Annotated in this window: 13 protein-coding genes and 1 tRNA gene; 4 read left to right on the top strand and 10 right to left on the bottom strand. The window is 46.7% G+C overall.

Going from position 1 to position 14,442, the window contains the following annotated elements:
• The first annotated feature begins 4 nt into the window (after positions 1-4).
• From lysS to BSPA111_RS07525, 3 genes are all read left to right on the top strand, one after another.
• Positions 5-1,519: a lysine--tRNA ligase gene (lysS, locus tag BSPA111_RS07535; protein WP_183270552.1), complete on the top strand. Its 1,515-nt coding sequence runs from the start codon at positions 5-7 to the stop codon at positions 1,517-1,519.
• A gap of 66 nt (positions 1,520-1,585) precedes the next feature.
• Complete coding sequence (actS, locus tag BSPA111_RS07530) at positions 1,586-2,353, top strand: amidase activator ActS (RefSeq protein WP_183270551.1); 768 nt, start codon at positions 1,586-1,588, stop codon at positions 2,351-2,353.
• 534 nt (positions 2,354-2,887) lie between these two features.
• Positions 2,888-2,961 (top strand) — tRNA-Gly (locus tag BSPA111_RS07525).
• A 28-nt stretch (positions 2,962-2,989) separates the two neighbouring features.
• Here BSPA111_RS07525 and BSPA111_RS07520 read toward each other — a convergent pair.
• Positions 2,990-5,602 (bottom strand): autotransporter outer membrane beta-barrel domain-containing protein, encoded by a 2,613-nt coding sequence (locus tag BSPA111_RS07520; protein WP_183270550.1) that lies wholly within the window; start codon positions 5,600-5,602, stop codon positions 2,990-2,992.
• A gap of 952 nt (positions 5,603-6,554) precedes the next feature.
• Between BSPA111_RS07520 and BSPA111_RS07515 the strand changes: the two genes are divergently transcribed.
• On the top strand, positions 6,555-7,160 hold the full coding sequence (locus tag BSPA111_RS07515; RefSeq protein ID WP_183270549.1) for a winged helix-turn-helix domain-containing protein: 606 nt from the start codon (positions 6,555-6,557) through the stop codon (positions 7,158-7,160).
• 49 nt (positions 7,161-7,209) lie between these two features.
• Here BSPA111_RS07515 and BSPA111_RS07510 read toward each other — a convergent pair whose 3' ends face one another.
• The 9 genes from BSPA111_RS07510 to BSPA111_RS07470 all read right to left on the bottom strand — a co-directional run bounded on the left by BSPA111_RS07510 (position 7,210) and on the right by BSPA111_RS07470 (position 14,392).
• A complete protein-coding gene (locus BSPA111_RS07510) occupies positions 7,210-8,460 on the bottom strand; it encodes a hypothetical protein (RefSeq protein WP_183270548.1) in 1,251 nt (416 codons plus the stop codon).
• Position 8,461: 1 nt separating this feature from the next.
• Positions 8,462-8,824: a hypothetical protein gene (locus BSPA111_RS07505; protein ID WP_183270547.1), complete on the bottom strand. Its 363-nt coding sequence runs from the start codon at positions 8,822-8,824 to the stop codon at positions 8,462-8,464.
• Positions 8,825-8,903: 79 nt separating this feature from the next.
• Positions 8,904-9,740 carry a PapG chaperone-binding domain-containing protein gene (locus BSPA111_RS07500; protein ID WP_183270546.1) on the bottom strand — a complete coding sequence of 279 codons (837 nt, stop codon included), beginning with the start codon at positions 9,738-9,740 and terminating at the stop codon, positions 8,904-8,906.
• A 94-nt stretch (positions 9,741-9,834) separates the two neighbouring features.
• The gene (locus tag BSPA111_RS07495) at positions 9,835-10,362 is read right to left on the bottom strand and encodes a fimbrial protein (protein ID WP_183270545.1); all 528 of its coding nucleotides are present in this window, start codon (positions 10,360-10,362) and stop codon (positions 9,835-9,837) included.
• An 11-nt stretch (positions 10,363-10,373) separates the two neighbouring features.
• Positions 10,374-10,859: a fimbrial protein gene (locus tag BSPA111_RS07490; RefSeq protein ID WP_183270544.1), complete on the bottom strand. Its 486-nt coding sequence runs from the start codon at positions 10,857-10,859 to the stop codon at positions 10,374-10,376.
• Positions 10,860-10,868: 9 nt separating this feature from the next.
• Positions 10,869-11,273, bottom strand: a complete 405-nt coding sequence (locus BSPA111_RS07485) for a fimbrial protein (protein ID WP_255459254.1) — start codon at positions 11,271-11,273, stop codon at positions 10,869-10,871.
• Between the two features lie 90 nt (positions 11,274-11,363).
• Positions 11,364-11,846 (bottom strand): fimbrial protein, encoded by a 483-nt coding sequence (locus BSPA111_RS07480; RefSeq protein WP_183270542.1) that lies wholly within the window; start codon positions 11,844-11,846, stop codon positions 11,364-11,366.
• Between the two features lie 104 nt (positions 11,847-11,950).
• Entirely contained in the window at positions 11,951-13,462 is a 1,512-nt protein-coding gene (locus tag BSPA111_RS07475) for a PglL family O-oligosaccharyltransferase (RefSeq protein ID WP_183270541.1), read from the bottom strand.
• Between the two features lie 186 nt (positions 13,463-13,648).
• Positions 13,649-14,392: a fimbria/pilus periplasmic chaperone gene (locus tag BSPA111_RS07470; RefSeq protein ID WP_183270540.1), complete on the bottom strand. Its 744-nt coding sequence runs from the start codon at positions 14,390-14,392 to the stop codon at positions 13,649-13,651.
• Positions 14,393-14,442: the final 50 nt, after the last annotated feature.

The raw sequence follows: 14,442 nt of genomic DNA, 5'->3' as shown, positions 1-14,442 counted from the left end.
CAACATGTCTGAACAACAAGTACAAGGTACCGAAGCGGTCGATCTAAATAATGAACTGAAAGCCCGTCGCGAGAAGCTGGCTAGCCTGCGTGAGCAGGGTATCGCTTTCCCAAATGATTTCCGTCGCGATCATACCTCTGACCAATTACATGCAGACTTCGGTGCTAAAGAGAACGAAGAGCTAGAAGAATTGGGCATCGAAGTTGCTGTTGCTGGCCGTATGATGACTCGTCGCATTATGGGTAAAGCGTCATTCGTTACCTTGCAAGACGTTGGTGGTCGTATCCAGCTTTACGTTGCGCGTGATGATCTGCCAGAAGGCATCTACAACGATCAATTCAAAAAATGGGACCTTGGCGATATCCTCGGTGCTCGTGGCAAGCTGTTCAAAACTAAAACCGGTGAGCTTTCTATTCACTGTACTGAACTGCGCCTGCTGACTAAAGCTCTGCGCCCACTGCCGGACAAATTCCATGGTCTGCAGGATCAAGAATCTCGTTACCGTCAGCGTTATTTGGATCTGATTTCCAACGACGAATCCCGCAACACCTTTAAAGTGCGTTCCCAGATCATGTCTGGCATTCGTAACTTCATGGTTGGCCGTGGATTTATGGAAGTTGAAACACCAATGATGCAGGTTATCCCAGGCGGTGCGTCTGCTCGTCCGTTCATCACTCACCACAATGCGCTGGACATCGATATGTACCTGCGTATTGCGCCGGAACTGTATCTGAAGCGTCTGGTTGTGGGTGGCTTCGATCGCGTATTCGAAATCAACCGTAACTTCCGTAACGAAGGTATTTCCCCACGTCATAACCCAGAGTTCACCATGATGGAACTCTATATGGCGTACGCGGATTACAAAGATTTGATCGAGCTGACTGAATCTCTGTTCCGTACTCTGGCACATGAAGTGTTGGGGACTGCGCAGGTTAAGTATGGCGAAGAGGTCTTTGACTTCGACCAGCCGTTCGCAAAACTGACTATGCGTGAAGCTATCAAAAAATACCGTCCTGAAACCGATATTGCGGATCTGGACGATATGGCTAAAGCACTGGAGATCGCAGCGTCTATCGGCATCAAAGTTGAGAAGAGCTGGGGTCTGGGTCGCGTAGTAACAGAGATCTTTGAAGAAGTGGCAGAAAGCCATCTGATTCAGCCGACCTTCATCACTGAATACCCGGCAGAAGTCTCTCCACTGGCGCGTCGTAACGACGAAAACCCTGAAATCACTGACCGCTTCGAGTTCTTCATCGGTGGCCGTGAAATCGGTAACGGCTTCTCTGAGCTGAACGATGCAGAAGATCAGGCTCAGCGTTTTGCTGACCAGGTTTCTGCTAAAGATGCTGGCGACGATGAAGCGATGTTCTTCGATGAAGACTACGTGACCGCGCTTGAGCATGGCTTGCCGCCAACAGCAGGTCTGGGCATTGGTATCGACCGTATGGTTATGCTGTTCACCAACAGCCACACCATCCGTGACGTCATCCTGTTCCCAGCGTTGCGCCCGGTCAAGTAAGTTGTTGTGATTCCTCCCTTCGGGGAGGAATATTTTCCTTTCAGTTAAAGTATTCAGAGGATTAGTTTGCGCAAGGAAAGCACAGTCAGAAAGTGGGCACCGAATGCCATCGTCCTGCTAATCAGCCTGTTTCTCGTCGCTTGCTCATCAAATAAAGCGAGCACCACAAAAGCATCCGCAGGAAACAACAGCGGTCCTGTTTACACCGTAAAACGTGGTGACACACTCTATCGAATTTCGCGTATGACTGGCTCAAGTGTCAGTGAACTGGCGCGCCTGAACGGCATCTCATCCCCTTATACGCTGGAAGTTGGGCAGAAACTTCGGATCAAAAGTAGCTCTGGCTCATCAAACTCTTCGAAAAAAACAGCCGTTGCGGAAACCTCTAAGCCACGCTCCACTTCGACCAGCAGCATTGCAAAAGTTGCCCCCCCTCCTGTTGGCTCAAAATGCTGGCGTTGGCCGACGACAGGCAAGGTGGTTGTACCGTTCTCTGATAGCGATGGCGGCAATAAAGGCATCGATATTACCGGTAAACGTGGACAACCGATTTACGCATCGGCCGCCGGAACCGTGGTATACGTCGGCAACCAGCTTCGTGGTTATGGCAACTTAGTGATGATCAAACACAACGAAGACTACATCACTGCCTACGCTCACAATGAAACGACGTTGGTCAACACCAGCCAAAAAGTCACCGCAGGGCAGAAAATTGCCACCATGGGCAGCAGCGGTTCCGACTCTGTGAATTTACACTTCCAGATTCGCTATCGTGCGACCGCGATTGATCCTCAGCGTTATCTCCCACCGCAAGGCAGTAAGCCATCCTGTTAATTAATAAAAGCCAGACTGTATCTGGCTTTTATTAAGCGTAATTATTTGTGATCTATATCACGCAGCATGAGTTGTATCTTCGAATAATAGAGGCGAAGGATCACAAATAGCTTATTAGAGAGGAATGAATACGATATTTTTCAGATATTTTCATAAGACCTCTCTCGCTTTGTCAAAATTAAACTAATTAGCGCTATTAATCATATTCAAATCACTTAAAGATAAAGAGGATGATTTTATTGCCACTTATCGCTATGAGGTTGATTTATATGAAAAGCTACTCATTAGTTCTTGGTATTATTTCGTGTTTGTTCTTCCTGACGGCTGTGGCGTATCTCCTGTTAAAGATTTCCGCCATTCCCGTATAGCTCCGGAAAGAGCATTCAGTAATGAACAGAAAGTAGGCGAAGCACTTGCTGAATGCTACTGCGCCAGGTGCATCAAGCAAAAACAATCGCTTAATAATCCATCACATAAATTCAAAATGCGCTTGCCAGCACAGGCTGAACGTCTATAATGCCTACGCACTTCAAAGCGGGTGTAGTTCAATGGTAGAACGGCAGCTTCCCAAGCTGCATACGAGGGTTCGATTCCCTTCACCCGCTCCAATATCAATTCTCCTTCAAAGCGTCAAACTTAGAAATCGTAGCGTAGAGTTAGCATCCCACCCGCACTTTGATATCCATTGCGCCCTTTTTGTAGGTTGGCTTCAATGGCTCCTTCCAGATGGTTGGCCAGTTTAGCGCTGATCCCTGTTTTCATCTCCACCGTATCTTTCATGCCATCTATATGGGTGATCACGTCGTTCATTGAAACCCCAAACGGTCTGCTGTTATGCAGCCAATTGAGTTCCACAAAAGGTTTCAGGATAGCCTGGGTACTTGCTGAATAAGCCGTTCGCAGACCAAGTCGCGTTGCCACGTTATTTTTCCCCGTGGATTTTACCGTAGTGCCATTCGCTTCCTGATGATCGTCTGCTTTGACGCCCATCCAGACGACCTGCGCCTGCGGTTGCAAGGTGACTGCGCTGTTAGCAGAAGTGGAATATCTGAAGGTATAACCCCATTCTGTCGATGCGCTAAAACCTCGCGAATCATAAGATTCAGCCGAAAGACCGTCACCTTTGACGCTATTTTTGAACGAACTATATTGCAGCCAGTTGTCGCTATAAGCCCCGGAGCGCTCAGTTTCGTCGGCAAACCAGGTTGCACTTAGGCCACCGCTGTAACCGTTCAATGATTGGTCAGCGTTATAACCCGTTATTTTCGATGTCGATTTACCGTGGCTGCGCCCGTAACCGCCCATCACGCCAACGTGAATAGCGCCACGCTCACCGGCCTGAAAACGAACAAGATCCGCCCCCAGTTGCGCGACATACTGGTTTCCGCTGTTAGCCAGTTGATCACCTGTCTCAGATTGCAGATGGGTGCCAATCTGACGTAACCAGAGCGCTGAGTTTTCTTTGCCTGCGGGAAGGCGGTCCTGCAAACTCGTCACAAATAGCGTATTCGCGATGGCGTTATTCGCTGCATAGGCTCCCGCTTCCGGGCGCATAATATTTTCCTGCCGCTGTTGTTGTGGTGCTTGCTCGGGGATGGATATCGGTTGTTCGCCGTTCTGATTATCCCCGGACTCACCAATCGGAAGAGCTGCTGGTGTTGCTGGCGCTAAGACAGGGGGTATCACTGGCGGTGCAGCCGATGGCATCGCTACCGGAGTGGGTTTTGGTAACGGTGGTTGCGCCACGCCGGAAGCTGAACTCAGATACCAACTGTTTTCCTGCGGGGAGCTCACACTTCCGCGCTGGAGTCGGTAGTCATAACTTCCCGCAACAATACGTCCTTTTTGGATAAATGCGTTTTCAGCAGACTGTCCCTGAACCGAAATCAGCTTGATGCCTTCCAGGGTACTTGCACCTGATCCGCCGATATTTGTCACTTCCACATTAGTCGAGCCGGAGACATCCCCGGTGATCTCAAGCTTATCAACCGCAGAGCTGTCGCCATTCAGTGCGCCTCGCATAGAGAGAACGCTATTTTCCTGGCCGTGGTAATTCCCTTCAATGCGCAGGGTATTACCGTAAACCAGCTGGGGTGAATTGAAAGCAATCTCACCGGCGTTATTCACGTCACCCTTGACGGTGAAAGCGGGCATCATCGTTTCTGATAGCGCCTGGCCTCCGACTTCTACGAGTCCGGTATTGACGAGGTTACCTGCCAGTGAACCGCCGTGGGTCAGCGTTAATACGCCCGTTTTCTGGACGGTTGCACCGCCACCGCCTGCAATTGAGGTATTTCCTGCGAGCGTAAGTTGGCCTTCAACATCCAGCACGTTGTTATCCGTGCCATAGGCCTCGATATCACCGCTAAGCGTCCAGTTCGTCGCCTCCAGAGAGACGATGTTGGCCAGGCCGTGCTCTGCAGTGTCGGATAAGAAACTGCCATCTTCCTGGCCCGAACCTTTCAATAACAGGCTGTTCCCAGAACCTGTGCTAAGCATCGCCACACCGTTGTTGCCTTCGATTTGCGAGTTATCGCTCAGCACCAGATTATTGTTATCGCCCTCTAATAAAATACCTGCTGCATTCAGGCTCGATAACGTACCGGCGTTATATATCTGGCTGCTGCTATTCACTACCACAGCTTGCTGCTCAATAGCGGTAATGGTTCCATAGTTGTAAAGATCTACCTGCGAAGCTGAATGGCCGTCGATGCCCGTTCTGCCGCCTGATATCAACTGGTAGTTTTCTATGTAGGCTACGCTGTCAAGAATACTAATGCCGTTACCCGTTCGCGCGGTAATACGGCCATCATTAAATAGGGTGTGTGAGCCCTTTGTCAGCTTTACGCCATGCTCGCCGCCGCTAATAGACCCGCTGTATCCGTTCTGCAGCTCACCAGAGGTGGCAAAATCTATACCAGCAAGACTGTTCCCGCCATCAGGTCCGTTAATTGTCCCCTCATTGTAAAAGGTGGTGGGTAGGGGGAGGAGAACGACGGGTGAGTTTACCGGTGCATCATGAATCACCACCGCGCTTTGCGTTGCCTGATTCGACGTCACCGTAATATTGTGTTGAACAAAATATTGTGAATCCGAATCGAGAATAACGCCTTGTTGAGAATTCTCCAGATAGAAAATGGCATAAGCCTGATTCGGAAAATTAAGTATTCCAAGGGCCAGTAGCATATTTAAAAATGAAGGGTTGTAACTATTGAGAAACTTTAAACGATTAAAACTTGCAGTCATCATGCTTCCAGGGAAAAAATATAGTATGAACTACCCGTTCATTGCGCGGAATGAATGAGCTTAATGTTATAAAAATAATGATGTGGGGAATGGTTTTGAGAACTTAAAACGCTTTCCCGTTAGCATCTTGCTGTAGAAAAGAGCTGATAATAATCGTCTTTTCTTTCCCTGATAGTTCAACCTTTTCCGTGGAGCAAACCCTGAAGATAAACGTTAGCTGTTGTGATAATCCAGTAGGTAACGTTCCCGGTCAATGTTGTGCAACAAAACCAACCGGCAAAAATGTAGTGAAAAAACTTCAATTTGTTAATAATCAACGTTCGTTATCAGGTGGCTAATATAGTGATTTACTTGATTCAAATCAAGCTTTGCTGTGTTGATTTAAATTTGTTTGTTTTCAATTGGATGAAAATTATTTGCGCAAAATACAACCTTCTTTCATAGCTTTTCATAAGGTTAAATGAAGAAAATTTGCTTTCATTCGAAGGTTTCTACCGATTGTGAACTCAAGAGATCTGTTAAGAATTGCGCCAACGTAATTTGAGAAAGAGCACAAAGTGGGGGATCGCGTTGCCTTGTCTCTGATGTGTCCCAAAGCGCTCAACGACTTAGATAATTTAATGTGACCAGTCAACCTTGTGAGTGCTTTAAGAGTTTGTAAAATAGAATATTTATAAGCGTGATAATATTATTTTTAGCGCTCTTGTTATCTTTTTGGAATCAGAGTGAAACTGTTTTTTGAATAAATATCAACGCAAGGTTTATTGGTCTTTTTCATACCTAAAATATCGGCAGTAAAACAATAAATGCTGGCCGATAGATTGCCAAAATTTTGAGTCATGTTAGAATTCACGCAAGTGATATAACGCCTAAAACTCATATTTGATTGACTGTTAAGATACAGATTACATTTACTTTCCTCTGGTACGCGATGTAAATAGGTTCAGGAAAATCGATGACAAAGTATATTATTAATAGCACGCTTATTTTTGACAGCACCATTGCGAAACTCACTTCGGTTGACTGTGAAACATCAAACACAGCGAATCTTTCAGCACCCGCCGCTCGTTGTCTGGAAAGCCTGATTGTGTCGCGTGGCAATGTCTTGAACAAAATGACGCTGCTTGAGAAATCATGGAAAGATTACGGATTTGTGGTGACAGATAACAGTGTTAACCAGGTTATCTCCCACATCAGGAAGTGTTTTCAGCACGTTGGGTTTGGTAAAGATATTATTGTGACGGTGCCTAAGCTTGGCTATCAGTTTAACCCTGAGTATCGGGTGGAAGTGCATCAAGAGAACGCAGCTGGAAGGATGGAATTTGCGCCCGATGAAAATGACGATATCCCGGCGCTCAGGCTGGCTGAAGAGCATCAGGTGCTGGGGCTGGCGGCCGCCAAAAAGTGCAAACTCCGTGCATTATTTCACAAGTATAAAATGGTTTTAACCGCCGCCTGCGTCACCAGCATTTTTCACTTCATATTTAGCCTCAGTGACAGATTATTTGATTATCTTGGCTCCCATGACCATTTCACACACAGCTTTCTATCGTTACCGTAATCATGCCAGGCCAGGAGGAAGTGCTATTCCACCTGGCTTGTTGGATTTATTAACGGGTGCTAAGAGATAATTTTAGCCCGGTATAAGGGAAAACTCCGGCGGGAAGCGTGCTGTCGGTATACAGATCGGCCCCCAGACAATACAGCGTCATTCCCCCACCTTGTCCAATCTCATCAAGTGCTTCCAGAATGATGTCCGGTAAAGGCGTGTTGAGGTTCAGCGGCTTGTCTTTAACATCATCAAGCTTGCGTCCATCAAGCGTTTCAGTTTTCAGCGTAAACAGCACCTTATCAAGCGCTTCAACCTGCTTACCCTTTTTGACATGCACAAAGAAGGTACTGTAATTCTGCTTATCAATTTTCTGTTTTACCAGGCTCTTTCTGATCAGATCAATAGTCTTTTTGCTGCGTTTTTGTAATTCTAAATCATAATTTTTGAGCAGCTCTCGCAGATCTTCCTGCACCGCCAGTGACGGGGGAGCGCTCATCACTATCCCAGCTAACATGCCTCTCTTAAGCCCTTCTTCGCTATAGGGAATTGCCAGATCTTTAAGCTGAACAAGGGTCTTGCGCACGTTACCGGCAAGCGACATGCCTAATGCCCAGGACTGCTTATCGGACTGGCTGGCTGCTGTCCAGATGGCCGCATTTTTAGTCAGTTTTTCGCTCAGTTCATGGTTTTGCTTTTGAGTGTTATCAAGCGACGATTTTAGGGCGCTGAGTTCGGCGCTTTTCTGTTTCTCTATTGAGGCCAGATGAGCCTGAGCCTCCTGAATTTGGGCGATGAGCTTGTGGTTTTCCTCCCTGACGGAAGCCAAATCTTTAACCATCCCGGCGAATTCATGACTACGCTTATTCTCGCTACTGTCCTGTTTTTGAGATTTGCTCATCTGTTCCTTCAATGTCTGATTGGCATTTTGAACAGCCAGTAATTGTTGCTTCAGTTCTGACAGTTCTGGATTGGGCGATATTGGTTTAGGGGTTGGCGCAATATTGAGTTTTAACTGCCGCGTCAGTTCTTTCTTATCTGACTCGAGTTTGGCGATGGTTTGTCTGAGATTAGCGACCTTGTTGTTTAGCCTGACGATCTGAGGTGAGGGCGGTACAGTCTGCTGAATTGGCCGCTGGAGTTTGGGCGTGTTAGCGGCTTTTTCCGTTATGGGTTTCATCGGTTCTGCAACACCAGCCAGTGTTGGCAACGAGAGTTCGGAAACAGAAGATAAAAAATCCTGCTGCTCGTTAGCTAACGCGGCTGGCAGCAAACACATTTGCAGCAAAAGGATAAGCGTTTTTTTATTCATATTATTGGCTCTGGATCTCCAGCGCCTTCACTTTCATTTCGGCGAGTAGTTTTTGTGAGATCTCATTACAGACATTGTTAATTTTGTATTGATAAAGCGGAGTGATAATAGATTGGTTATCGCTTTGAATATGGTTAATTATACCCGCGTAGTCTTTAGTGGCTTTTATCATAGTCGATAAGTTGGTGTAATCTTTCTCGTATTTTACTCGATTTATTTTCACCAAGGTTGTTGCTTCCGCAACGCATGAAGAGAATTCCCCAGATGAGGCAGGTATCGGGCTTTTTTTATGAGGAACACAGGCAGTTGTCAATAATATAGTCAGGGCTACTACACCCATGTTTTTGAGGTTTTTTGTCATCATAATATTTAATTAATTGTCAGAAAAAAATGCCAGAGCGGAGACTCTGGCGAAAGCTACAACAGAGAAGGGTTATATCTTGTTATATCACTTCAAATACCATTACTGCATTTCCTGAAAACGAACCTGCGCTGATTGCCGGGCCTCCTGAATAAAGTTTTGAAGCGATAACCACATTCACACCGGAGGTGCCAATGGAATACGTTTTTCCGGTCGCACCGTCTACACCATCCACCGTTAATGTATTAGAGAGTTTGTCTGATGCTCGGAGCTGGAAACTTGATTTACCGTAAACAACATCGGTTGCCTTAATACTCACATAACCTGTTGCTGTGCAGCTGACCCTAACCGTCTGACTTGCCACATGATTGACGGCTTCTGCTGCGGTAAGGCTGTTATGATTCAATTGAATGCTGCCGGGAGTTACCGTGCAGGTAGGTTTAGGGGGAACCACTACACTCGGTATTAAACCACATTGTCTATGTACACCTTTACTATAGAAATTACCTTTTGAGGCCACACCTACGCAAAACCACTGCCCGGCATTAGAAATCTTAAGGCCTTCAAAAATAACCCGACTCTGTCCTATTCCACCTAAATAAGACATCGCAAAATGGTCTATTCTCGATCCTGATGGTAATCCTCTTATTGGCGGAACCTGATCCCATGGAGTGCCATAGCAATTATTGCAAGGGCTAGTAAACCAATGTGCTGGCGTTGCCGTATTGGTCCCGGCATCGTAGCAAGGATAGTTTTTCCACATACACTCATCATCACCTGGCGTTGGGATATGCGTAGCTCTAACGTTAATCCTTGAAGGGTCTGGGTTTGGCTCAAACGTTATTTGCAGTTCTGCAAAAACAGCACTGCTGAATACCAATAAGAAAAGACAGGTAAACTTTATCAATATGTTTTTCATCATTTATCCTGAATCTATAGGACACTTTTATTGATTACCACTAGTATCCAAACTAATGCTTTTAACACCAGTGAAAATAAATTAAATATCGTGATTAGCTATAATTTAATATGAATGTAGCGGTGGCATTAATGCTCCCCGCTTTAATTTCCCGGTTCGCGATGGCTCTGCTGGAGGCCCGCACAAACGCTCGCAGATTAATGGCACTGGTTCCATTGGCTAAAGGGTATATATCGCTTTCGCTAAACAGAGGTAACGGTTTGCCTGTGGGAGTTTCTAAACCAATGGCAACTCCTCTTGCCGTGCAGAACGTATCCAGCGCCAGATGGCCCGGTAATTCAGTGTCCTCTTGCCCGGAAAAAGTGATCGAAACCGAGTCCAGGGCGCTGATATCGCAATGCTCAAGCCGTAAAGCAAAATCAGTGCCCGCCGTGCGCACGTTCTCATAGAGAAAGGCAGGCCCAATATGGCCGACGAAGACTTCTTTTTTTTCATCTCCCGGCACTATGGAACAAGGCTCCGCCACTAATTTGCCGTGCATCGTAATATTCACCGCTCCGACACGGGAGACGGCACTTAACCCGGCGATGATCAGCAGCAGAATGGTCACTATTTTTAGCATTCGGACTCTCCTTACAGGTAGTCAACCACTGCGGTTGAGAAGGCATTAAAATCCCCTGGAAGCAGTTTCGCTCCGGCTCTTTTTACCGGCGTACTCATTAAGGTCAGCGGTGAGGGATAATTGACGGCGAGTGGTGTATTGAGCGCAATGCCGTTGCCATTTTTGGTCAGACGAATGGCTAAATCACCGATATCCGTCTGCACCGCGCTGTTGTCAAATCCGCTTACGGTTGCCTGAATCTTCACCGTCATGGTTCTGGTGGGTTCACTGCTACAGGTAAAATTTAACGTCAAGGGCATCGCGTAGTGACTGCCATCAATTTTGCTAATCGCCACCGCATCGCCAAAATTAATATCAATGGCTTTTCCGTCATTAATATCGCAAGGCACGGCTTCGATAATGGCTCCCTCGATGACCAAAGAAGTTACCGCAAAGGTTGAATAAGGTGTGGCACAGACTAATAAATAAAAAAACACCGATACAAATCGTCTCATCATGGCCTCTTATTACGGTAGCTGGAGCGTGACTGTTGCCGTTGCGTTGAAATACCCGCCGGAGATGACGGACCCGGCCTCTCTAACCGGTGCGACCTGAAGCGCAACCGATTGACGATAATCCACTGCAAACCAGCTATTAATAGGCTGAGAAGCACCATTGCGGATAAAGCGAACCCCCAGCCCGTCTTTAGAGGCTTTCAATACTTTATTACCAAATGATGCCTCGGTTCCGTTAATCGACATATTCACGCCTGCCGGTGAACCCGTACACGAAAGAGGAATGGAGAAGTCGGTAAGATAATTAAGTCCGTTTATTCGTGAGTTTAATATTTTGTCACCCAAATCCACATAAATAATTGAGTTTCCAGGAATGGTGCAAACAGGAGGGGCGATCAGTACACCATATAAATTCATATCAATATATTTAGTGGTGGCACAGGCGCTAAAACTAAAAAAATAAAACAGAGCGTGCAGGTGTGATTTACAAAGACTCATAACACCTCTTTAGTTGTATTCAAATACAAAAGTCGTTGTTGCAGAAAATGTACCACCGCCAAGGGTTGCGCCTGGTTTTTTCACCAGCACGGTTTTCACATCCAGGAAAGTGTACTGCGTTTCTATCGGCACTGTTCCATTTATGGGAACCGCCACATCGACATCATCAGTGAATTTAATCGCAAGATTTTCCATGTTGGTCTTCAGGTAATCTTTATTAAACGCTGCTCCCATCCCCATCAAATACAGCGTTAAATTTACACCGTTACAATTCAAAGGGAATCTTGTCGTCTTTGTTCCTTTGGATGTTTCCACTTCATCCGTTCTCATCGTTCCGTAATCGACGTCAATGGGGCCATTCTTGTTAATTGTACAGGTCGGTGCCGTTATTGTTCCGTAGATAGTGATTGGTGCCGTGGTCGCTTGTGCAAGTAACATTCCCTGCTGAATAAAAATAAAACCGACTAATAGCGAAGTTATGTTGAGTTTCATTTAAACGCTCTTATCTTCCTGATACGCTAAATTATTAAGGCTCGCCGTATGAAAAACTATCAGCCAGATCGTTTCAGGCTGTAGGAGTTTCCTGACATAGGGTATTAGTGAAAACGTTTATCCCCAGGGAAGAGAAATTGTGCTGCCGCGCGATAAAGCGCAGCATTACGGCTGTCGCCATTCAATTGATAAACCCGAATTAATGACCAATAAGTATTGGCATCGTTATGTGTGCGTAAATAGTTTTCAGCCCAGGGGCGATAGGCTTGTAGTAATTTTATATCGCCGGTTTGGTTATAATCCAGCAGGTAACTGACGTAGCGATCATATTCGAGCCTTTTAAACTGCGCCCACGGGTTGATTAGCCTGGCCGTGCGTTGCGGGAAATCGACCAGCTGATGCCGTTCCGTCTGAGTGAGTGCGGCGTTAGTTTGTAAACCGCTAAACATAAACAGCGCCAATGAGAAAGCCGCCACCATCAGAACACTGGCCGCTATGCGATAGCTCTGTTCCGTTCCACGAGATTGAATATCCTGTTCCGGTGCAGCCATGCGGCACAAAACCATCAGCACAAAAATGTGCGGAGCCGACTGATAAAGCGGATATTCGGTCATGGTATGCAGCGCGATGGGCAGCGTCATGATCCAGAATGCCGTTGCTGAAACGCGTTTGCAGGTTTTCCCTGGTGCGGGAATAAGCCTGAACCAGGCGACGATAAGCAGCAACATTCCTGCCAGAGCGATAATTCCACCTTCAACCCAGGCGAGCAGCAATTCATTGTGGGGATGTGTCATTTTCCGCAACCCCAAAGGCGGCAGCATTCCTTCGCTGAAGACATAGCGAACAAACTCATGCTCAAAGCCGCCGTATCCCCATCCCAACCACGGGTGCTCAGCGATCATCTGCAGGCTGTATTTGAGAGTGAGCAGGCGCTCAACATTGCTGCCGGATTTATCAATGCCGGCAATGGCTTCAGGCATACCTAACGAGGCGATGGCTGCGCCAGAAAACGCAATCGCCAGGGCAAGCCAAAAAAGCTTTCTTCTGAAACACAGAAGGCCCAGAGCAAACGTGCCAGCTAATGCACCCAGCCCGCCAATACGTGATTGAATCATCACAAGCCAGGCGCTATGCGCCAGCAAACTGATGATGAGTATCAGAGATGCAGCGGTATTGCGGGTGGTGGTAAACAGCCAGATGGCCAGAAGCAACCCCGTCGCCAGAAAGCTGGCCAGTACATTGGGCTGCTGGAAAATGCCGTGGGGCCGTGCGCGGAGCGGATTAAACTCCAGTAAATAGATGGCGTTGGAGTAGAAGACCTGCATGCTTGTCAGGCCAATTTGTCCCAGGCTTGCGGCCAGTAACAACCACGCCCACAAACGTTTTTGCCGGTAGTTCAAAGGCAATTGCAGCAGACTGTAAAAGAAGAGGAATGCCCCAGTGATGCCCAGTACGCGCATTAGAGCGTTCCATTGCCACAGCGCTTCCGGGCTCCACAGCAACGGCAAGCCGAGCAAAAATACCCCTGACAGGGCTGGTAAAAAAACTGGTGAATATCGCAATAATTCGCGACGACTTATCTGATGATAAAAAATAACGCCAGCAATCACCGCCATCGTGCCCCAGGCTATTAAATTGTGCGGAAGTCGCAGGCCACTTCCTCCCATATTAGGGAGGTAGCATTGCAAAATAAACACGCACCATAGCGCCAGGGTAAAAGTTATTTTTGAGTAAAGAGGCATTTTCATACAGAGTTTTTCACGTAATAAAATAATGGCGTGAAAAACTTCACGCCTGATGGATCATTTATTTTCATTATCCGCAATGACATGACATTCATTTCCGGCGCAGCTAAACGTGAGCATTGGGCGTGCACCAAAGTCGTTAATATAAGTCAGTACCGGATGAGTGCCTAATGAAGGACCATCAATATTAATGCGCGAGTGCGTTAATGGATTGACCATCTGCGAGGTAAATTTCGGATTAGGCGTCTCACTTTTTTTGCTATCAACATTAACGATGGTGAAATAATAGGGCGTATCGTTATTCAGCTGCCAGAAATTGCCGTCACGCGTCAGAGTAATTTTCTGGAAAGTATCATCAATATTCTGTTTGGGTTTGATGCTGTCAGGGCGATAAAACAGCTTTACGCGAGTTTGTAGCGCAATCTGCAGCACATTGGCTTTATCGCTGCGCGGCGGGATTTCGCGGAGGTTGAAATAATAAAGCGACTCACGATCCTGAGGAAGCGTGCGTACATCCGGCATGCTTTGCAATTTCACCATGCTCTTTGCCCCCGGTTCAATACGCTGGACCGGCGGTAGCGATATTAACGGCCCTTTTATTTTTTCACCCTGTTCATTCTCAATCCAGCTCTGCGCGAGAAAAGGCAGATCTTTATTCTGATTGGTAATGTTTAAAGAGATGGTTTTTTGTGAACCATCATAAATAATTCGCGTACGGTCCAGAGCGACGGCAGCAAACGCGTGCTGAACGGTTAACGAGGCGATAATCATCAGTAATGCTTTTCGTTTTATACCAGGCATAATTAGACTCATTTAATCAAGAACGATATTAAGCACAGTGCCGGAAATCG

It is taken from the genome of Buttiauxella sp. A111 (assembly GCF_014189855.1).
GTDB classification, from domain to species: Bacteria; Pseudomonadota; Gammaproteobacteria; order Enterobacterales; family Enterobacteriaceae; genus Buttiauxella; species Buttiauxella selenatireducens.
Note: the sequence above shows the minus strand (reverse complement) of the source record. Positions and strands in the feature narration are given on the sequence as shown.